This is a genomic window from Pseudofrankia sp. EUN1h, assembly GCF_001854645.1.
GTDB lineage: Bacteria > Actinomycetota > Actinomycetes > Frankiales > Frankiaceae > Pseudofrankia > Pseudofrankia saprophytica.
The window spans coordinates 61,272-81,121 of record NZ_MBLN01000042.1 but is presented as its reverse complement, the minus strand read 5'-3'; the positions used below and the strand labels follow the sequence as shown (position 1 = coordinate 81,121).

The following is a 19,850-nucleotide window of genomic DNA, read 5'->3' as shown; positions in this document are numbered from 1 at the left end:
TGACGGGAATCAAGATTTCATGGACTGCCCGGTACAACCGGCCAGCCGGCGCGGGCAGACGGGCGCACACGCCAAGCGCCGGCGCCCGGCGGCCCGGGCACGCACCCCGGGCCGCCGAACCCTACAGCGCCACCGCCGGAGCGGCCACGGTGCGCCCAGCGGCTCCGCTCAGACCGTGGCGGGCAGCGCGACCGGGACGTTCATCAGCTTGGCCAGGTTCTCGCCCATGACCTTGCGGATGAACGGCTCGGGCTGGTCCTTGAGGTCGTCGATGTAGCTGATCGGATTGGCCAGGCCCTCCGGGTGCGGGTAGTCGGAGCCGAAGAGGATGTGCTCCTCACCGAGCAGCTGAGCCAGCTCGGCGAAGTTCTCCTCCCAGAACGGGCTGATGTAGATGTTGCGCTTCAGGGCCTCGACCGGGTTCTCGATGAAGTCCTGCGGCATCTTCTTGTAGAGATCCTTGAGGGTCTTGAGTAGCGGCGCCACCCAGGAGGCGCCGTTCTCGACGACGGCGATCTTCAGCCGCGGGAAGCGGGACACCGCGCCGTGGATCACCAGCGACGCCACCGCGTCCTCGATCGGCCGCCAGGAGTGCAGCATCCGGAAGGCGTTCGGCTGGAACGGCAGGTGCTCGGTGGCCGCCCCGCTCCACTCACCGGTGAAGCGCGAGTAGCCAGAGTCGGACGAGTGCAGGGCGACCAGGATGTCGGCCTCCTGGACCCGCGCCCAGAACGGGTCGAACTCCGGCAGCGCGAACGAGCGCGGCCCCTTGTACCCGGGCACCGGCGCCGGCCGGACCAGGATCACCTTCGCGCCCCGCTCCAGGACCCACTCGAGCTCCTTGACCGCCTCGTCGACGATCGGGAGCGTGATCACCGGGGTGGTGAAGATGCGGTCGAGGCCGTTGTAGTTGAACTGCCAGGTCTCGTAGAGCCACTCGTTGAGCGCGTGGATCGCGGCGTGGGTCAGCTCCGGGTCGTCCTTCATCCGCTCCTCGAGCAGGCTCGCGAGCGTCGGGAACAGCAGGGTCCGCGCGAGGCCCTGTTCCTCGTCCATCAGCTTCAGGCGCGCCGCGGGCTCGCGCCAGGCCGGGATCGCCTTCACCGGCTTGCCGAAGATCTCCCGGCGGGACTTACCGTCCGGGTTGCCCTTGCGGTAGTACTCCTCCTGCGCGCCCGGCCGGGCGACGACCTCGAAGGTCGGGTTGGGGATGTACTCGCTGATCGTCCCCTGGACCACGATCTTCGTGCGGCCGTGGACGTCGACGTAGTCGATCGCCTTCTTGTAGCGCGCCGGCAGGTACTTGGTGAACGCGTCGGTCGTCTCGTACAGGTGGTTGTCGGCGTCGAACACCGGGATGTCAGGACCGGACATCGGGCCTCCCCTGTTGGTCAGTCTGCTCGTCAAAGTTAATTAATAATGCACCTGGCTGGCAGACGCACGGGAGCGGATCCAGGTGGTCACGGTCACGGTCCCCGCGACTAGCCCTACCGGTGGCGAACGGGATCACATTCTGACACGATCGTCGAAACCTGCACTTTGAGGCAACCGTCACGGCACCGGACCCGTCAGCCGAGGCGGGGTACGAGCCCTGGCGCGTACCRCACAACCGGCCGACGATCGGACTCAGCATGATCGGGAATGGCGACCTCTCCGAGGACCCGCCCCCGGCGGACACGACGCCCATGGCGCACCAGGCGGTCGAACCCGGCGGCGACACGCCCCGCGCGGGCGCGGCTACTGTCTACGGACAGCGACGGGCCCGCAGGCCGACCCACGCCACAAGGGTCAAGATGAGTGAACCCACTATGTGAACACTCACTCAGACGCCCGCGACCGACCGCTCTCAGGCCACCCCTGACCCCGCCTGAAGCATCGCCGAAGTGGACGAAAAGCGTCCATTCCAGGCGAACCGTTGACGGAACGGTGTCGAGCATGTATTCACTTAGCGACTGGCAGCCGCTGTGATGCCCGACACACGACGTTACCGCGAGCCCGCGCCCACCGGCGAGCCGTACGCCGCACCCCCGCTGCCCAAGATCGCCAACCGAGGATGACATGCCGCATACCAGGGTCGCTCGCCGCACCGTCGCCTCCAGGCGGTCATGGCGACGTCCCGCGCTGGCGCTGGTGACGACGTCCTCGGCGCCGCGAAGGCCTCGGTGATCGCGATCGACATCCCGGTCGTCGTGGACATCCACCGGAAGCGGGCCCCCGCGGTTTTCGACGCAGCCGGTGTCGACGTCGAGCCGGTGACCATCCCGCCGGATCAGGGCGACCTGACGCCGCGGGCACGACGCACGGCGGCCGATGGCACCAGCCACCCATCATTCACACTGTTCAAGACCGGCGGGGAGACCTACCGTCTTGACATCGACATTGACATCGACACCGGTAGCGGCGTCGCGATCGGCATGTTCACCTCGATGGCCGGCTTCCGTGCGGCGCGACCGCCTGGCCAGTCGCCGATCGAGAACTAGACGTCGCCGATCAAGAGCTTCACAGGGCCGATGCAAAACTGAACAGGCTGTAGACCAAACTCCACCACCACCACCGCCGCTTCCGCGGCCCTGACCCTGGACGCCCCACGACAACGGGGCCGTCCCGGGTGAGGGCCATGGAAGCGGTCCTGACCCGAGAACCGCCGCTCAACGCGGTCCTGACCTGGGACGCCGGCCGCGGAAGCGGTCCTCCCTGGGACGACGTCGGGAGATCCCTTCATGTCACACATCGCCTCGCTCCTGTTGGGGCTCGGCAACGGCGCAGTGTTCGCCGCGCTCGCGCTCGCACTGGTGCTGACCTACCGCAGCTCGGGGGTCATCAACTTCGCGACCGGAGCGATCGCTCTCTACGTCGCCTACACCTACGCGGACCTGCGAGAAGGCGAATTACTGGTTCCGATTCCGGGCCTGCCGACGACCGTCGGCCTGGGAACGGACAGCATTCCCTTCCTGCCGGCGGCGCTGCTCGCGCTGCTGATCGGCGCATTGCTCGGCGCGCTGCTCTACGGACTGGTGTTCCGCAAGCTGCTGGACGCGCCGCCGCTGGCCAAGGCGGTCGCCTCACTGGGCGTCCTGGTCATCATCCAGTCGGTGATGGTGATCCGCGTCGGCGTGGCGCCGGTCAGCGTCGAGCAGATCTTCCCGGCGGACCGCTGGACGCTCGGCTCGCTGACCGTGCTGTCGGACCKGTTCTACCTGGCCGTCGCCGTGATCGTGCTGACTCTGGTGCTCACCGCGGTCTTCCGGTTCACCCGGTTCGGCCTGCTGACCAGGGCCACCGCCTCCTCGCAGACCGGCGCCTACGTCAGTGGCGTGTCCGCGTCGCGGGTGGCGCTGACGAACTGGATGATCAGCTGCGCGGTGGCCGGTGCGGCCGGCATCCTCATCGCGCCGGTCAGCCCGCTCGCGCCGACGACCTACACGCTGTTCGTGGTGCCGGCACTCGCCGCGGCCGTCGTCGGCGGCTTCCAGAACCTGGTTCCGAGCGTCATCGCCGGCCTGGTGATCGGTATGGTCCAGGCCGAGGCGCTCTCGCTCGCCGCGCAGCACTCGTGGCTGCCCAGGACCGGCTCGGCCGAGCTGGTGCCGCTGATCGTCATCGTGATCGCGCTGGTGGCGACCGGCCGGGGGATGCCCGTGCGCGGTGGCCTGGTCAGGCAGCCGCTGGGGCTGGCTCCACGGCCGCGGGCGCTGACGCTGCCGACGATCGCTGGCACCGTCGTCGGCGCCCTGTTCCTGATCTTCCTCCACGGCACCTGGCGCGCCGCCGTCATCGGCACGATCATCGCCGCGGTCATCGGCCTGTCGCTCATCGTCGTGACCGGCTACGCCGGCCAGGTGTCGCTCGCGCAGCTCGCGCTCGCCGGCGCGGGCGCGTTCCTGCTCTCGAACCTCACCCAGAGCTGGCACATCCCCTTCCCGTTCGCACCGCTGCTCGCGGCGCTCGGCGCGACCGTCCTGGGCGTCGTCATCGGCCTGCCAGCGCTACGACTACGCGGGCTCACTCTCGGCGTGGTCACGCTCGCGCTCGCCTACGCCATCGAGGCGGTCTGGTTCCGTAACACCCAGATCGTCAGCACCTCGGGCGCGAAGGTCAGCGATCCGAAGATCTTCGGCCTCAATCTCGGGATCGGCAGCGGGCACGCCTTCCCCCGCCTGGAGTTCGGCTTCCTGTGCCTGTTCGTACTGGTGGCGGTGTCGTTCGGCGTCGCCAAGCTGCGGATGAGCGCCCTGGGCTCGGCCATGCTCGCCGTGCGCGCCAATGAGCGTTCGGCCGCCGGCATCGGCATCAACGTGGTGCGGATCAAGGTCATCAGCTTCGCGATCGGGTCGTTCATCGCCGGCCTCGGCGGGGCGCTGCTGGCCTACCGGCGCGGCGTGGTCACCTTCGACTCGTTCTCCGCGGTCGGCGGCCTGTCGCTGCTGACGGTCGCCTACCTGGCCGGCATCACGTCGGTCTGGGGCGGCATCAACGCCGGCCTGATCGCCAGCACCGGCATCTTCTTCATCGCGATGGACCGCTGGATCCACCTCGGTGACTGGTTCTCCGTCATCACCGGCATCGGTCTGCTCGCCGCCCTCGTCGGTCACCCGGAGGGCCTCGCCAGCGACGCGCACAAGCTCGTCCACAAGGTCAGAGCCCTCCTGGAACGCTGGCGCCCAGCGACACCGGTCGCCCAGCCGGCGCTGGCCGGCGCGGGGGCCGGGGGCTCGGCGACGCCGGCCGCCGCCGCACCCGCTCAGCCCCTGTTCACGGCCACCGCGTCCGCTCCTCTGTCCACGGCGGGCGCGGCGGACACCCAGGCGACGGCGCCGGCCGGCGGTCACGGCGAGGTGCTGGAGGTTTCCGGTCTCACTGTCCGTTACGGCGGTGTGACCGCGGTCGACGGCATCGCGCTACGCGTCGAGCCGGGTAAGATCGTCGGTCTCATCGGCCCGAACGGAGCCGGCAAGACCAGTGCCCTGGACGCCATCACCGGCTTCGCCCGTGCCTCCGGCAGCGTCACGCTCGGCGGCCAGCGCATCGACAAGCTCGCCTCGCATGTCCGGGTACACAAGGGCCTCGCGCGCACGTTCCAGTCCATCGAGCTCTACGAGGAGCTCACCGTCGAGGAGAACGTGTCCGCCGCTCTCAGCGGCGTACGCGGGCACGAACGCCACCAGCGTCTCGCCGCCGCCCTCGCCGTGACCGGCATCGCGGACCGCGTCGACCGCCAGGCCGGCGAGCTCTCCCAGGGCGAACGCCAACTGGTGTCCATCGCCAGGGCCTGCGCCTCGCGTCCGAAGGTGCTGCTGCTCGACGAGCCGGCGGCCGGCCTCGACAGCACCGAGTCGACCTGGCTCGGTGAGCGCATCCGCGGCATCGCCGCGAACGGTACCGGTGTGCTGCTCGTCGACCACGACGTCGCGCTCGTGCTCGGCGTCTGCGACTACATCTACGTGCTCGAGTTCGGCAAGCTCATCGCCGAGGGCACCCCGGCCGAGATCCGGGCGAACCGCGCCGTGGCCGACGCCTACCTCGGCAACACCCACAGCACCTCCGAGCCGGTGGCCGAGAACGAGTCGGCCGCCGCGAACGGCGCCCAGCAGACGGCCAACGAGTCCCCGGCGGTGACGGCATGACCGCGACGGTCGAAACCTCCTCCCCCTCCCCCGCCGGAGTCACGACCGCCCGGCTCCAGACCGTCAGCCTCACCGGCGGCCGCGGCAGCACGACGGCGTTCCGCGACGTCGACCTCGCCCTCGCCCCCGGCAAGGTGCTCGCCCTGCTCGGACCGAACGGCGCCGGCAAGACGACGATGCTGCTCACGCTCGCCGGGCTGCTGGCGCCGCAGAGCGGCAACATCCTGGTCGACGGCGCGAAGCTGCGCGGCGGCCGGCCGGCGGCGGCGAACCGGGCCGGGATCGTGCTCGTCCCCGACAACCGGTCGCTGTTCGTCAGCCTGTCCGTCGAGGAGAACCTGAAGGTGGCGGCCCGGCGCGGCGGGCCGAAGCCCCGGGACATGCTGGCGACCTTCCCGGCGCTCGAGAAGCGGTGGAAGCTCGCGGCGGGCGCGCTGTCCGGCGGCGAGCAGCAGATGCTCGCGATGGCCCGCGCGCTCATCCAGCAGCCCCGGGTGCTGCTCGTCGACGAGCTCAGCCTCGGCCTCGCACCGCTCATCGTCGAGGGCCTCTTCGAGACGGTGCGCGCGATCGCGGCCGACCACGGCTGCTCGGTCGTGCTGGTCGAGCAGTACGCGAAGCTCGCCATGGCGGCGGCCGACGAGGTCGTCGTCCTGGCCCGCGGCCGGATCGCGCTCTCCGGCACCTCGAGCGAGCTCGCCGACCAGGTGGACCGGCTGGAGAACCTCTACTTCGACTCCGCCGACACCACCAGCAAGTAAGTGACCGGGTCCTCCCCTGAGGAGGGCCGAGAATTCGGGCGGGCCGCGCGGAGCAGTGCGCGGCCCGCCTGATCTTTTTCCCTGAGGTTTTGTCCGCAGCAGCAAGACCCGGACGAGGTGAGAATTCATGAGACTGGGATTCGCCATGCCGCATCTGCTGCGGCTGAAGGCCACCTGCCAGCCGTGGGAGGCCGGGGTGACGGGCGCGGACCAGACGCGCCTGGCGAAATGGGCCGAGAAACTCGGCTACGACATGATCGCCGTTCCCGAGCACCACATCATTCCCAGGGCGCACGTCGACCTGTCCGGCCCGCACTATTTCAGCGCCTACCCGGCGATGGCCTACTGGGCGGGGGCCACCGAGAAGATCCGGGTGAACTCCTGCATCGCCATCCTGCCGTTACAGCACCCGATCGTGACGGCGAAGGCGCTCTCGACCATCGACTGGCTGTCCAGCGGGCGGGTGACCGTCACGTTCGCCGTCGGCTGGCTGGAGGAGGAGTTCAGAATCCTCGGCGTCCCCTTCCACGAACGCGGCGCGCGCGCCGAGGAGTACATCCAGGCGATCCTCGAGCTCTGGACCAAGGAGGAGCCCGAGTTCGAGGGGAAATACGTCTCGTTCAAGGACGTCGCGTTCGAGCCCAAGCCGGTCCAGAAGCCGCACCCACCGGTCTGGTTCGGCGGTGACGCCGACCCGGTGCTGCGGCGCGTCGCCCGATACGCGACGGGCTGGTGGCCGTTTCTCACCAAGCCCGAGGACATTCCCGCCAGGCTCGACCTCATCAGGTCCCAGCCCGACTACAACGGCAGACTGACCGAGGTCTTCTACGGCCTGGGCACCGCGCGCGTCGGCGAGGGCCACGCGGTGAACGAGGACCCGAACGCCCGGCCGGGCATGCCCAAACAGGAGATCATCGACCGTCTCGGCTGGTTCGAGGAACTCGGGGTCACGATGAGCTCCGTTCCCATCCCCGCCCTGACCCACATCGACGAGTACTACGACTACACCCAGTGGATAGCCGAGGAGATCATGCCCGCAGTCGGGCACTGAACGCCCACTCCCGACCGCCTGGGCGTCCCACCCTCGTCACGGGAGCGGCGCCAGGACGTACCGAGCCGGGGCACGACCTGGGCTGACGACCAGTTCGGTTCCGGGTTCACCGGTGCGGAGGGTCTCCACGGCGGCGGCCGCGACCTCGTCGGCGGAGAGCATGGGGATGCCCGCGGCCTGGAAGCGGTCGCGGGTCGGCGAGGTCAGAGGTGTGTCGACAAGACCGGGGCAGACGGCGCTCAGGCGGATGCCCTCGCGGGACAGCTTCCCGGACAGGGCCCGGACCAGGCCGATGACGGCGTGCTTGGTCATCGTGTAGATCGGGTCCTGCTCGACGCCCATCAGCGCGGCGTACGAGGCAGTGACCACGATCGAGCCGGCCCCGTGCCGGCGCATCACCGGTAGCGCGGCCCGCAGCCCGTACACGACGGAATGCTGGTTGACTCCGACGACCGCCTGGTACCGGTCGAGGTCGAGCGTCGCCGGGTCCTTGTCGACCGAGTTGATCCCCGCGTTCAGGACGAGCAGGTCCAGCCGCTCGCCGGCGGCCGCCACCATCCGGACAGACAGCTCGGGGTCGGTCAGGTCGCCGACCACCGCGACACCACCGAGCGACGCGGCGACGTCCTCGACCGCCGGCTTTCTGTCCACCAGCACGCAGCGCACTCCCTCGGCCGCCAGCCGCCGCGCGACCGCCTCCCCGATCCCGCCCGCCGCCCCGGTGATGACCGCGACCTCGCCCATCCGCCCACCTCTCGTCACCGTCGTGTCGTGCACCATCGTGGCACCTCGGTCCGGCGCCGCGACGACGCCGGACCGAGCTCGGCCTCAGGACCGGGTGCGACCGCCGCGGGGGACGTTGCGGAAGGGGATGCCGTGGTCGGGGGCCGCCTCGCGCGGCATGCCGAGCACGCGCTCGCTGATGACGTTGCGGGCGATCTCGGTGGACCCGCCGGCCACGGTGCTGATCGTGCGGACCAGGTAGTCCAGGCCGCAGCCGGCGGCCGGGTCGTCGTCGGTCCACGCCGCGCCGATGCCGCCGGCGATCTCGAAGGTGATCGTGTCCCGGCGCGTGCCGAAGTGGCCGGCGAACAGCCGGCCGATCGCCGACGACTGCGAGTGCATCCGGCCCGTGGTCATACCGGCGGCGAGCCTCCGGTTGAGCTGCTCACGCACCACGGACAGCAGCCGCGCCTCGCCGATCAGCTCCCGCGTCCGCGGGTCGTCGAGCCGGCCGAGCCGGGCGGCGATCGGGACGAGCGGCGCGTCGATGCCGGCGCTGCCCCGCCGGGTGTGGCTCGGCCTGGTCGTGAACGGCGAGTTGTTCGCCTGCCGCTCGTACATCATCCAGCTGGTACCGACGGTCCAGCCGCCGTCGACGTCACCGAGACGCTCGCTGTCGGGCACCCGGACGTCGGTGAGGTACTCCTGGCAGAACTCCATCGAGCCGTTGAGCATCTCGATACGGCTGATCTCGATGCCCGGCTGGTGGATCGGCAGCATGAACACCGACAGGCCGCGGTGCTTGGGCACGTCCCAGTTCGTGCGGGCCAGGCACAGCGCCCAGTCGGACCACCAGGCGCCGGTGCTCCAGATCTTCGACCCGTTGAGCACCCACTCGTCGCCCTCGCGGACCGCGGACATGAGCGCCCCGGCGACGTCGGACCCGCCACTGGGCTCGGAGAGGAACTGGATCCAGATCTCATCGCCGCGCAGGATCGCCGGCAGGTGGCGCAGCTTCTGCTCCTCGGTGCCGAACTCGAGGATGACGGCGGCACACGGCGACAACGTCGGCACCTGCAGGTGGCGCGGGAACTCGTAGCCGGCGAGTTCCTCGTTGAGGACCTCCTGGTGCGCCGCGGTGAGGCCCTGGCCGCCGTACTCGCGCGGGAAGGTGATGCCGGCGAGGCCCGCGTCGAACAGCATCCGCTGCAGCTTGCGGGCGCGGGCGACCTCGGCGAGCTCCTGCTCGTCGGTCAGCGTCCGCCGCAGCGTACGGACCGTCTCGTCCTGCTTGAGGTTGCCCTGGATGAACCGGCGGGCCCGCTCCCGGAAACTGTCGAGATCCTCGAGGTCACCCGCCGCGTTCGCCCGCGCCGCCACCGGGCCCGCGCCCTGGGCCGCGGGCGCCTCCTGCGGCTGGGTGTCATCGCTCGGGGCGGCGGCCTGAGCGATGGCGACGGCGGCCAGCCGGCCCAGGTGCTCGTCCGGGGTACCGAACAGGGCGCGGTTGACGGCGCCCCGGCGCAGGAACAGGTGCAGGTCGTGCTCGAAGGTGATGCCGATGCCGCCGTGCAGCTGAACACAGTCCTGCAGCAGCTCGACACCCGGCTCGCCGAGAGCCTTGGCGACGCTGACCAGCTCGTCGGCCTGCGGCGAGCCCGCGTCGACGGCGGCGGCCGCGGCGTCGACGGCGGCGTGCGTCGCCTCCAGCCACATCTTCATGTCGGCGAACCGGTGCTTGAGCGCCTGGTAGGACGCGAGCGGGCGGCCGAACGAGTACCGGTCGAAGGCCCAGTCGACGGTCATGTCGAACGCGCGCTGCAGCGCGCCGACCATCTCGGCGGTGACCAGGACCAGGGCGAGCTGGAGCTGGCGGCGCACGTCCTCGTCGCTGCCGGCGAACTCGCCGACGACGGCCGCACGCGGCAGCCGCACCCCGTCGAAGGTGACCGCGGCGAACCGGCGGGTCAGGTCGAGGGAATGCATCGGCGTGACGGTGACGCCGGCCGCGTCGGCGGGCACGAGCACCTGGGTGAGCCCGTCGCCGGTACGGCCGGTCACCAGCAGGTGGCTCGCCCAGGCGGCCGCCTCGACCGGGCGCTTGACCCCGTCGAGCACGACCTCGTCCCCGTCGGCCCGCACGGTGAGGGTCACGGTGCCGAGGCGGTCGTGCGGGGCCGGCTCGGCCAGGCACCACGCGCCGACCGCCTCGCCGGCCAGGAGGGCGTCGAGGACCTCGGCGTGCCCGGAGGCCGCGTCGGACCGACCGGCGGCCGCGGCCGCCGTCAGCGCGCGAGACAGCGCCGCGGCGACGACGTTCGTCGCGACCAGCGGGCCCGGGGCCGCGTGGGTGCCGAACTCGTAGGCGATCAGGCTCAGGTCGACGACCGGCGAGCCACTGACGCTGCCGCCGCCGAACTCGTCGTCGACGACCAGAGCGGTCCAGCCGAGCTCGGCGCCGGCCCGCCAGTAGTCACGGCCGAACCCCTCCGGGTCGTCGCGCAGCCGGCGCAGCGCGTCCGGCGCGGCCTCCCGCTCCAGGTAGCGCGCCGTGGTGTCACGCAGGATCTCCTGCTCCGAGCTCAGCTCGATCAGCATGGACTCGACACTCCCAGGACGGCTCGTGGGCGGTGGCCCGGGCGGATTGATTCATAATTCACTAAGGCAATCTACGGTCGACGGGGCGGAACGCGCCATGCGCTGTGGGACGGAGGACACGCTCACGCCCGTCCCGCCGGCCGGCGGCCGTATACAGGGAGGCCCCGGCCGGGCGCCACGGCGTCCGGACGCGCCACGGCCAAAGATCGCATACTGTCGATGCCGCCCGACCCACGCCGCCGAACACCATCCGTCACCACCGCGAGGACCAGCACCGTGCCGCCCAGCCGAACCGTCAAACTCACGAAGGCGAGCAACGCCGTCGTCGACTACCTTCTCGAGGAGATCTTCGAAGGGCGGCTGCGCTCCGGGCAGCGCGTCGACCTCGTCGAGGTGGGCGACGCGCTCGGCCTGTCCCGCAGCCCGGTCCGGGAGGGCCTCGTCATGCTGGAGCGGGACGGGATCGTCTCGATCCGGCCGCACCGCGGGGTGTTCGTCGAGCCGTTCGACGCCGAGTCGGTGCTCGACGACTTCGAGGTGATGGGCCTGCTGTCCGGGGTGGCCGTCTCTCGGCTGGCGAACCAGCGTGACCCGGCGGTCATCGCCGAGCTGGAACAGCTGATCGCCGAGCTGAAGGTCACCGAGCCGCTCGATCGCATCGGCGAGATCGTCCAGCAGATCCTGCGCGCCCAGCATCGCGCCGGCGGCTCACGGCGGCTGCGCGCCGAGCTGCGCGCCTTCGCCGGCTTCCTTCCGTGGGTGTTCCGCGTCGAGAGCGGCCTGACGCACGCCGACGTCGTGGCGGAGATGGAGCGGGTCATGAACGCCATCGTCGCGGGCGACGGCGACGGCGCCGCCCGCCAGCGCGTCGCGGACTTCCGCGCCGCGGGCGAACGCGTCGTCTCGGCCCTCACCGCCCGAGGCATCCTCTGACCTGGAGCCCCCGGCCGCGCGGCCACCCCGTCCCGGCCACCCGCCCAACGGCGACGTCCTAGGTTTCCTGGATGCCGCCCATGTGGTGGCCGCCGTCGACGGAGAGGACCTGGCCGGTGATGTAGGAGGCCGCGTCGCTCGCGAAGAAGGCGATCGCCTGGGCCACCTCGTCGGGCCGGCCGACCCGGCCGAGGGGGGTGCCCGCGGCGATGTCGCCCGGGTCGATGCCGGCGACGTCCCAGGCCGCGGCCGCCCGCTCGGAGGCGATCCCGCCCACGGCGACGCAGTTGGCGCGGATGCCGTAGTGCCCCCACTCGGCGGCGGTGACCTTGGTGAACATCTGCAGCGCCGCCTTCGCGGCCGCGTAGTGCGCCCCGCCCCTGACGCCGTAGACGCCGGCGTCCGAGGAGACGTTGATGATCGCTCCGGAGCGCTGCGCGACGAGGTGCCGGCCGGCCTCCCGAGTGCAGAAGTAGGCCGCGCGGACGTTGAGGTCGAAGCTCGCGTCCCAGCCCTTGGTCGGCAGGGTCCGCAGCGGGCCCATCCGGGTGCCGCCGGCGTTGTTGACGAGGATGTCGACCCGCCCGAGCTCCGCGACGGTGCGCTCGACGAGGGCGACGACCTGCTCCTCGTCCTTGATGTTCGTCGGCACCGGCAGGCAGCGCCGGCCGGTGGCGTCGCGCACCGCCGCCGACGTGCGTTCCAGGTCCGCGACGGTGCGGGCGGCGATGGCGACGTCGGCGCCGTGGGCGGCCAGCAGCCTGGCGGTCGCGGCGCCGATGCCGGTGCCGCCACCCGTCACGATCGCCACGCGCCCCGTCAGGTCGTAGGGAGCATCCATAAGGCGAGAACCTCTGCCTTCCTCGACGGTCTGGGGCTGCCGGTCGGGCGGTGGCCGGTCAGCGCCAGAAGCGGGCGGTGGACTCGTAGGCGCGCCGGCAGAACTCGGGGACCGGCAGCTGGCGCAGCTCGGCGGACAGCACCTCGACGCTCACCAGGCCGTCGAAGCCGCGCTCGAGCAGGGTCGAGGCGAACCTGTCCAGGTCCAGCTCGCCGTCGCCCGGCATGGCGCGGCGGTGCAACGTCTCGGACGTGGCGCTGCCGATCGGCGCCGGGGCATCGTCGAACTGCAGGTAGGCGATCTCTGCCAGTGGGATCGTCGCCAGCTCCTCCCAGGTGCTCCGCCCCCGGAAGAAGTGCCAGGTGTCGATCAGCACCCCCGCGCGCTCGACACCGGCGGCGGCCACCACGTCCCTGGCCTCGGAGATCGTCCCGACGAAGCCCATCGGGCTGAACTCGACGGCGAGCCCCGCCCCGGCCTCGGCGAGCACCTCGGCGCAGCGCCGGATCAGCGGCGCGGTCTGGGCGGTCAGCTTCGTCCGGAACCCGGCGAGCACCCAGCGGGCGCTGAGCACGGACGCCGCCTCGGCAAGCCTCTCCGCCTGTGCCAGCGTCTCCTCGGCGTCGTCGCCGATCAGCAGCGCGAGCACCTCGTGGCAGCGCAGCCCGGCGGCGTCCAACGTCTTCGCGGCGGCCGGGGTCGCGTTGCCCGCGGCCATGCCGACGGCGGTGAAGCCCGCCGCCGCGGTGGCCGCGGCAAGGCCCGGGACGTCGATCTCCCATCGCGAGTCGGGAGTCAGCGCGATCTCGACCGTCATGAGTTCTCCTCGACGCGAAGTCAGGCCGGCTGGCGGGGCATGACGGTGACCGACGGGATGGAGCCGCGGCAGCGCAGGACGCCGTCGAGGACGCGCAGCAGCTCGTCGACGTCGAGCAGGGCGCCGGTCTGGTACCCGCGGCTGACCCACAGCGGCCGGACCTTCGCCATGTAGTCCCAGTCCCAGTCGGCGGGGAACTCGCTCTGGTTGGGGCCCTCGCCGCCGGCACAGTCGCCGACGACGACGCGGGTGAAGCCGACGTCGGGGTGCTCGGTGCGGTAGGCCTCGACGAGCTTGTCGAGGGCCGCCTTGCTGACCGCGTAGGCGGCGAACCCGGGCCAGACGGGCGTGAGCGACGCGCTGATCGACGACAGGTAGGCCGCGACGCCGCCGGAGGCCTTCAGATGCGGCAGCGCGGCGGCGGTGATGAGAGCCGCCCCGGTCACGTTCGTGTCGAACGCGCGCCGCCAGGTCTGGGCGTCGACCCGCTCGACCGGGGAGAGCGGGCCGATGCCGGCGCTGTAGACGACGGCGTCGATGCCGCCGAGGCCGGCCGCGGCCTCCTCGATCGCGGCCTGGCAACTCGCCTCGTCGGTGACGTCGCAGGCGACGGCGAGCGTCCCGGGGCCCGCCTCCTTCGCCGCGTCCACCAGCCGCTCACGGCGGCGCGCCAGCAGCGCGACCTGGTCGCCGCGGCGGCCCAGGTCCACGCCGATGCATCTGCCGAGCCCGCTCGACGCTCCGACGACGACAGCCTTCACCAGGGACTCCCTTTCTCGGCCGCCGGCCGCGCGCGGCGGCCGGGCGCGCCCGACTGGGTCCCCAGGTACCCCGAGGGGCGGTCGCCGCGGCCCGGGACCCGGCGGCCGCGCCGCTGCCGACGGCAGACTGCCGGCGGTCAGAGGACGAACGGCAGCTTCTCGTAGCCGCGGACGGTGCTGGTGTGCAGCCGGACGGCGCGGTCCCGGTCGACGTCCCACCTGGGGAAGCGGCGCAGCGTCTCCTCGATCGCGACGCGCGCCTCCAGCCGGGCGAGACCGGCGCCGAGGCAGAAGTGGATGCCGTGGCCGAAGGACATGTGGCTGTCGGACGTCCGGTGGATGTCGAAGCGGTCGGGGTCCGGGTACCTGCGGTCGTCGCGGCCGGCGGAGCCGGTGAGCAGCAGCACCTTCGACATCGCGGGGATCGTCACGCCGTGCAGCTCGACCTCGCGGGTGGTCATGCGGCCCTGGACCGGCGACGGCGGCTCGTAGCGCATCAGCTCCTCGACCGCGTTCGGGACGAGCGCGAAGTTGGCGGCGAGCTCGGCCCGCTGGTCGGGATGGTCGGCGAGCACCGAGCCGAACCAGCCGAGGAGGCGGGCGACGGTCTCCGTGCCGGCGCTGACGATCTCCTGGGCGACGGTCGCGGCCTGCTCGGTGGAGAGGCGGCGGGGGCCGTCCTCGGAGGCGATCTCGGCCTCGGCGAGGCCGGTGATCATGTCGTCGCGGGGTACCTTGCGGCGCGCCTCGATCTGCTCGTGCCAGTACGCCTTGAGCTTCACCGTGGCCGCGCGCGAGATGTCGTTGCTCATCCCGGCGGTCTCGTCGTGGTGAAACGTCAGGTCGATCGTCCTGCGGATCTCCTCGCGGTCCGCCGGGTCGACGCCGATGAGCTCGGAGATCACCTTCGACGGGAGCTGCGCGGCGAAGTCCTGGACGTAGTCGAAGCCGCCCCCGCCGACGTGCGGGTCGAGCATCTCGGCGCACAGGCCGCGGATGGCGCCCTCCAGCCGGGCGAYCCGGCGCGGGGTGAACGCCCGGGAGACGAGCGCGCGCAGCATGTTGTGGACCGGGGGGTCGGAGAAGATCAGGAACACGGGCGGCATCGGCTCCGGGCTCATGATCTCCAGGACGGTACCGTGCGCGGAGCTGAACGTCGCCGCGTCGCGGTGGGCCTCGTCGACGTCGGCGTAGCGGGAGAGCGCGTAGAAACCGAACCGCTCGTTGCGGTAGAGCGGTGACTCGGCGCGCATCCGCTCCCACACCGGGTACGGGTCGGTGTCGATCGTCTTGTCGAACGGGTCCCAGTACAGGTCAGCCACGGCCGTCGGCGTCATCTATCAGTCCTTGGGTTTGTCGCGTCCAGCGCGGATGGTCGCGGTCCGTGCGCCGCCCGGTGCGGCCGGCGCGTCGAGCGGCGGCCCGGGCGGGCGGCATGCCCAGCATCGCGCATTTGAACAGTGTCTGACGAGCGAACGCACCCTCCCCCGCATTCGGCGGGGTTGTCAAGGCCCGTCCGGTTTCGCCGGGTCACGAGAGCACGCGTCCGGCCCATCAGGCCTTCCTGGCCGCGGGAGCGCGCTTCGAGCCCGTCGGGCCGGCCGTGCGGGTGCGCGGCCGGCCCGACGGGTGCGGGCAGCTGGTTGGTCAGCGCAGCGCGGTGCCGATGATCTGGGGCAGGTCCAGCGTCGTGCGGATACCCGGAAGCGCCGCGACGACGGCGGGGATCGCGTTGACCGGGCGATGGGCTGTGTAGCCGGGCGTCATCGCGCCCATCTCGTCGAGGGTGAGGGGGAAGCGCAGGGTGATGTCGAGGGGGGCGTCGCCCTCGACGGTCACCCGCCAGCCGGCGTCGAGCGCCAGCTCCCAGGCCGGGTCCAGCTCGGTGGAGCAGAACCAGTGCGCCTTGAACTCCAGCAACGGCGTGCCGCCGCGCAGGCCCGTCACCGTGATGCGCTGCGCGGCCACCGTCCCGGCGGCGATGCGGCCGGCGGCGATGTCGATGTCGCGCGTCGCGACGGCGACCTCGCCCGAGGCGGTGATCTCCTCGAGCGGGACGCCCAACGCATCGGCGGTCAGCGACAGCGACGGGCCGAAGGCCTCGGCCAGGTACGCCGCGCGCCGGTCGTCGAACGCCGCCGGCGGCTGCCCGTAGCCCATCAGGTTGAAGATCATGTCGGGCGAGTCGCGCCGCGACATGTTGGCGTACTCGTTGATGACGATCCGGTCGAGCCGGCGCTGGAGGGAGGAGACCACCAGCGGGATCGCCTCGGAGATGAACCCGGGGCTGGAGCCGGTGCTGTGGATCGAGGCCCCGCCCGCCGCGCAGGCCTTCTCCACCTGCGCACGCAGGGCCGGGTCCATGCTGGCCGGGCGGTGGAACTCGCCGCGAGTGGTGACGATGTTCGCGCCGGACTCGAGCAGCCGGCACACCTCGTCAGCGTCCAGCCGGGCCGGCATGTAGAGGACGCAGTCGGCGCCGAGAGCCACGATGTCGTCGATGCTCGTCGTCGCCGCGACGCCGGTGGTGATGCCCAGTCCCGCGAGCTCGCCGGCGTCCTTGCCCGCCTTGGCGTCGCTGTAGACGTAGAGCCCGACCAGCTCCAGGTTCGGGTGTTCGATGACCGTCCGCAGCGCGCGGGTGCCGATGTTGCCGGTCGCCCACTGGACGACCCGGAGCGGAGCCTGCGGTAACGCGGTGTCGCTGGACGTCGTTGTCATGAGTCTGCCCTCCTGAGAAGGAACGCGCCGCCGGGCGCGCCGCCGCCGGTGGAGACGACCGCGGTGCGGGCGTCGGCGACCTGGCGGGGGCCGGCCTCATGGCGCAGTTGGGTGATCGCCTCGTACAGGAATCCGAAGCCGTGCAGCCGCCCCTCGGAGAGCTGGCCGCCGTGCGGGTTGAGCGGCAGGTCGCCGTCCAGGGCGATCCGCTGGCCCTTGTCCAGCCAGTCCTGCGCCTCGCCGAAGCCGCAGAAGCCCAGCCCCTCGAGCCAGGAGATCGCGTTGAAGGTGAAGCCGTCGTACAGGCAGGCGAGGTCGACGTCGGCGGGGGTCAGGTCGGTACGGGTCCACAGGTGCGCGGCCGGGCCGAGCACCACTGGTTCGTGCGTCATCGTGCCCTGGTCCCAGGAGACGCGTTCGTTGATCTGCGTGCCGACGGCCTCGACCTTGATGGCCGTCTTGGGCAGGTCCGAAGCGGCGTCGGCGGCCGAGACGATGACGGCGACGGAACCGTCGCATGGGATGTCGCAGTCGTACAGGCCGAACGGCGTCGAGACGAGGCGGGCCGACATGTAGTMGTCCATGGTCATCGGGGCCCGGTAGATCGCGTCCGGGTTGCGGGCGGCGTTCGCCCGGCCGTTGAGCGCGATCGCGGCGAGCATCTCCCGGGAGGCGCCGTAGCGGTGCATGTACTGGCTCGCCTGCATGGCGATCCAGCTGGCCGCCGAGATGGCGCCGAAGGGGTGGCGCCACTCGGTGTTCAGGCCGGTGGCCCGGCCGGGCATCCCGCCGAGGCGCAGCTCGCGGTAGGTGGACTCCCATACGGTCCGGAAGCACAGCACGTGCCGGCACAGGCCAGCCGACACCGCGAGCATCGCCTGTACGACCGCGCCCGTCTGACCKGGCAGGTCGCCGCCGCCGTTGAACCAGGTCGGGCGCAGGCGCAGCGCCTCCTCCACGGAGGTGACACCGCCCTCGCTCATGCCCATGCCGACCGTGCCGGGATAGGTCGACAGGCCGTCGATGTCCTCGGGGGTGAGCCCCGCGTCCGCGATCGCCTTCAGGCACGCGTCGGTCGTCAGCGACAGCGGGTCGACCATGAGCCGGCGCCCGATCCTCGAGCGGCCGATGCCGGAGAGGACCACGTCGTGCTCGAAGCGCCGGGGCGACAACGGCGCGCGCGGGGCGGGCAGGTTCGGCTCACCGACGCGGTCCCGGGTCTCGTCGGGCTCGCCGGTCGGCTCGAACAGCGGCAGCCAGACGTCCTCACGCTGCTCGAAGGTGACCTGGACCCGCTGGCCGACGTGCACCTCGGCCGGCTCGCAGCCGACGATGTTGGTCGTCAGGCGGACGTCGTCGCTCTCCTCGATCGCGACCACGGCGACCACGTACGGCGGCTTCATGTCGGGCAGCCACTGCTGGACGTTGACGGTGTAGCCGACGACGCTGGCCCGGCCCGACACCTCCTTCGGCGAGACGGCGCTGCCGCGGCAGGTGGGGCAGACCGGGACCGGGGGGTGCACGAGCGTGCCGCAGTCGTCGCAGCCCTGGATGCGCAGGATGCCATCGGCGCCGGACTTCCAGAACCACTCGCTCGCCGGGATCAGCGCGGGGAGAGGCGGCATCGCAGCTCCTTGTCGACCATGGGACCGCCGGCAGCGGGCGCCGGCAGGCCACCGCGTCGTGGCGTGGGGGTGACGGGCGTACAGGATGACAGGCCTGCACCGTGGGTGGTACCACGTGGTTGTTACCACGTTTTCAACATCGACGTCGAAACAAGAGGCTGGGCCTACGGCGCTGACCTGGGCACCACCAGGCGCGACAACATCGCCAGCTCCGATGACCACACGTAGACTGCAACCGGTTCTCGTTGACCGCCGATGCCGACAGCTGGTGTTGATCCCCGACCGCCGACCTCGACCGCTGGCATGGCGGCCGACGGGAGGCGCCACTACCACCGGCCGTGCCGGCCGACCCGCCGGTCGACGCGGTGGGAGAATGAGGAGCGGGCATTGACGTCGGCAACGCCGGTTGACCGCGACAAGGCGACCGGGCCGCGCTCACGCAAGGGCGCCGCCACCAGGGCCAGGCTTCTCGGGGCGGCCAAGGAGGTGTTCGAGGAGGACGGCTTCCTCGAGGCGCGAATCTCCGACATCGCCGAGCGCGCCGGCCTGTCGCACGGCTCCTTCTACCACTACTTCGACTCCAAGGAGCAGATCTTCCGCGAGGTCGCCATGGCCCTCTCCGACCTGCTGAACGCCCCGCTCAGCACGGTGATCTTCGATCCGTCCTCCACCGCGTCCCCGCAGGACCGCATCCGCGCCGGCAACCGCCGGTTCCTGGAGTACTACCGGCAGGAAGCCAGGATCATCGGCGTCATCGAGCAGGTCTGCCGGCACGACACGCACCTCAACATGATGCGTTTCGAGCACCAGCAGCGCGACCGGGAGCGCATCTCGAGCTCCATCGCGCAACTGCAGCGAAAAGGCTGGGTCGACCCCACCATCAATCCGAAGATCGCCGCCTCGGCGCTCGGCGCGATGGTTACCCGATTCGCCGAGATGTGGCTCGTCCAGGGGCTTTTCAAGCCCGATTTCGACGACGGCGTCGAGCAGTTGACGCAGCTTTTCCTGAACGCGCTGGACCTGCGCGGCGGGCCGACGGACGCGGACGACGCCTAATAGCCTCGGCGGCTGACGCTGACGCTGACGGACGGCGGCCGACCGATGACGGCGGGCAGTCAGTAGCCGGTAGCCGGCGCCCGGCGGCCCCCATCGCCGCTGGACACGGTCACCACCTGGCGTCGCCGAGAGGTCTCTCCCCGTGGTCCGGCCGATCCGCGGACCCGCCGCCTCGCCGGCTCGCGGACCCGACGACCACTGGACCTGGCGCGCGGACCGACGCCGTCGGCTCGGAACATCGCGCGGCGGCCCGCCGAACAATTCCGACTCTGACGTCAACGTCGTACAATTACGCTGCTCCGCCAACGTCCCGCAAAGTCAGGTCTTGAGCGACGAGGC

Annotated in this window: 15 protein-coding genes; 6 read left to right on the top strand and 9 right to left on the bottom strand. The window is 71.3% G+C overall.

Going from position 1 to position 19,850, the window contains the following annotated elements:
* Nucleotides 1–168: 168 nt before the first annotated feature.
* Nucleotides 169–1,374, bottom strand: coding sequence for an amidohydrolase family protein (locus tag BCD49_RS09570; protein ID WP_007508079.1), 1,206 nt, complete (start codon nucleotides 1,372–1,374; stop codon nucleotides 169–171).
* A 731-nt stretch (nucleotides 1,375–2,105) separates the two neighbouring features.
* On the opposite strand from BCD49_RS09570, the gene BCD49_RS43470 reads away from it, so the two are divergent.
* The 4 genes from BCD49_RS43470 to BCD49_RS09545 all read left to right on the top strand — a co-directional run bounded on the left by BCD49_RS43470 (nucleotide 2,106) and on the right by BCD49_RS09545 (nucleotide 7,436).
* Nucleotides 2,106–2,480 carry a hypothetical protein gene (locus BCD49_RS43470; RefSeq protein WP_007508083.1) on the top strand — a complete coding sequence of 125 codons (375 nt, stop codon included), beginning with the start codon at nucleotides 2,106–2,108 and terminating at the stop codon, nucleotides 2,478–2,480.
* Nucleotides 2,481–2,720: 240 nt separating this feature from the next.
* Nucleotides 2,721–5,624: a branched-chain amino acid ABC transporter permease/ATP-binding protein gene (locus tag BCD49_RS09555; RefSeq protein ID WP_071041404.1), complete on the top strand. Its 2,904-nt coding sequence runs from the start codon at nucleotides 2,721–2,723 to the stop codon at nucleotides 5,622–5,624.
* Complete coding sequence (locus tag BCD49_RS09550) at nucleotides 5,621–6,385, top strand: ABC transporter ATP-binding protein (RefSeq protein ID WP_007508087.1); 765 nt, start codon at nucleotides 5,621–5,623, stop codon at nucleotides 6,383–6,385. The genes BCD49_RS09555 and BCD49_RS09550 overlap by 4 nt, the downstream gene beginning before the upstream one ends.
* A gap of 127 nt (nucleotides 6,386–6,512) precedes the next feature.
* Nucleotides 6,513–7,436: a TIGR03619 family F420-dependent LLM class oxidoreductase gene (locus BCD49_RS09545; protein ID WP_007508090.1), complete on the top strand. Its 924-nt coding sequence runs from the start codon at nucleotides 6,513–6,515 to the stop codon at nucleotides 7,434–7,436.
* 36 nt (nucleotides 7,437–7,472) lie between these two features.
* Here BCD49_RS09545 and BCD49_RS09540 read toward each other — a convergent pair whose 3' ends face one another.
* A complete protein-coding gene (locus tag BCD49_RS09540; RefSeq protein WP_027141102.1) occupies nucleotides 7,473–8,180 on the bottom strand; it encodes an SDR family oxidoreductase in 708 nt (235 codons plus the stop codon).
* An 84-nt stretch (nucleotides 8,181–8,264) separates the two neighbouring features.
* Nucleotides 8,265–10,757 (bottom strand): acyl-CoA dehydrogenase, encoded by a 2,493-nt coding sequence (locus BCD49_RS46360; RefSeq protein ID WP_007508094.1) that lies wholly within the window; start codon nucleotides 10,755–10,757, stop codon nucleotides 8,265–8,267.
* 276 nt (nucleotides 10,758–11,033) lie between these two features.
* Here BCD49_RS46360 and BCD49_RS09530 point away from each other — a divergent pair, with 276 nt between their 5' ends.
* Nucleotides 11,034–11,690 (top strand): GntR family transcriptional regulator, encoded by a 657-nt coding sequence (locus tag BCD49_RS09530; RefSeq protein ID WP_007508096.1) that lies wholly within the window; start codon nucleotides 11,034–11,036, stop codon nucleotides 11,688–11,690.
* 58 nt (nucleotides 11,691–11,748) lie between these two features.
* On the opposite strand, the gene BCD49_RS09525 is transcribed toward BCD49_RS09530, so the two are convergent.
* The 6 genes from BCD49_RS09525 to BCD49_RS09500 all read right to left on the bottom strand — a co-directional run bounded on the left by BCD49_RS09525 (nucleotide 11,749) and on the right by BCD49_RS09500 (nucleotide 18,455).
* Nucleotides 11,749–12,531: an SDR family NAD(P)-dependent oxidoreductase gene (locus BCD49_RS09525; RefSeq protein WP_007508098.1), complete on the bottom strand. Its 783-nt coding sequence runs from the start codon at nucleotides 12,529–12,531 to the stop codon at nucleotides 11,749–11,751.
* A gap of 58 nt (nucleotides 12,532–12,589) precedes the next feature.
* Nucleotides 12,590–13,348 carry a sugar phosphate isomerase/epimerase family protein gene (locus BCD49_RS09520; RefSeq protein WP_007508099.1) on the bottom strand — a complete coding sequence of 253 codons (759 nt, stop codon included), beginning with the start codon at nucleotides 13,346–13,348 and terminating at the stop codon, nucleotides 12,590–12,592.
* Nucleotides 13,349–13,368: 20 nt separating this feature from the next.
* Nucleotides 13,369–14,109, bottom strand: coding sequence for an SDR family oxidoreductase (locus tag BCD49_RS09515; RefSeq protein ID WP_007508101.1), 741 nt, complete (start codon nucleotides 14,107–14,109; stop codon nucleotides 13,369–13,371).
* A gap of 137 nt (nucleotides 14,110–14,246) precedes the next feature.
* Nucleotides 14,247–15,446: a cytochrome P450 gene (locus tag BCD49_RS09510; protein ID WP_071041403.1), complete on the bottom strand. Its 1,200-nt coding sequence runs from the start codon at nucleotides 15,444–15,446 to the stop codon at nucleotides 14,247–14,249.
* Between the two features lie 310 nt (nucleotides 15,447–15,756).
* Complete coding sequence (locus BCD49_RS09505) at nucleotides 15,757–16,830, bottom strand: NAD(P)H-dependent amine dehydrogenase family protein (RefSeq protein WP_007508106.1); 1,074 nt, start codon at nucleotides 16,828–16,830, stop codon at nucleotides 15,757–15,759.
* A complete protein-coding gene (locus tag BCD49_RS09500) occupies nucleotides 16,827–18,455 on the bottom strand; it encodes a thiolase C-terminal domain-containing protein (protein ID WP_071041402.1) in 1,629 nt (542 codons plus the stop codon). The genes BCD49_RS09505 and BCD49_RS09500 overlap by 4 nt, the downstream gene beginning before the upstream one ends.
* Nucleotides 18,456–18,842: 387 nt before the next feature.
* On the opposite strand from BCD49_RS09500, the gene BCD49_RS09495 reads away from it, so the two are divergent.
* Nucleotides 18,843–19,511 carry a TetR/AcrR family transcriptional regulator gene (locus BCD49_RS09495; protein WP_007508109.1) on the top strand — a complete coding sequence of 223 codons (669 nt, stop codon included), beginning with the start codon at nucleotides 18,843–18,845 and terminating at the stop codon, nucleotides 19,509–19,511.
* The last annotated feature ends 339 nt before the right edge of the window (nucleotides 19,512–19,850 follow it).

Excerpts from the sequence above, each read along its gene's own strand:
- BCD49_RS09570 (WP_007508079.1), bottom strand. The coding sequence starts at position 1,374 with ATGTCCGGTCCTGACATCCCGGTGTTCGACGCCGACAACCACCTGTAC.
- BCD49_RS43470 (WP_007508083.1), top strand. The coding sequence starts at position 2,106 with ATGGCGACGTCCCGCGCTGGCGCTGGTGACGACGTCCTCGGCGCCGCG.
- BCD49_RS09550 (WP_007508087.1), top strand. The coding sequence starts at position 5,621 with ATGACCGCGACGGTCGAAACCTCCTCCCCCTCCCCCGCCGGAGTCACG.
- BCD49_RS09545 (WP_007508090.1), top strand. The coding sequence starts at position 6,513 with ATGAGACTGGGATTCGCCATGCCGCATCTGCTGCGGCTGAAGGCCACC.
- BCD49_RS09540 (WP_027141102.1), bottom strand. The coding sequence starts at position 8,180 with ATGGGCGAGGTCGCGGTCATCACCGGGGCGGCGGGCGGGATCGGGGAG.
- BCD49_RS46360 (WP_007508094.1), bottom strand. The coding sequence starts at position 10,757 with ATGCTGATCGAGCTGAGCTCGGAGCAGGAGATCCTGCGTGACACCACG.
- BCD49_RS09525 (WP_007508098.1), bottom strand. The coding sequence starts at position 12,531 with ATGGATGCTCCCTACGACCTGACGGGGCGCGTGGCGATCGTGACGGGT.
- BCD49_RS09520 (WP_007508099.1), bottom strand. The coding sequence starts at position 13,348 with ATGACGGTCGAGATCGCGCTGACTCCCGACTCGCGATGGGAGATCGAC.
- BCD49_RS09505 (WP_007508106.1), bottom strand. The coding sequence starts at position 16,830 with ATGACAACGACGTCCAGCGACACCGCGTTACCGCAGGCTCCGCTCCGG.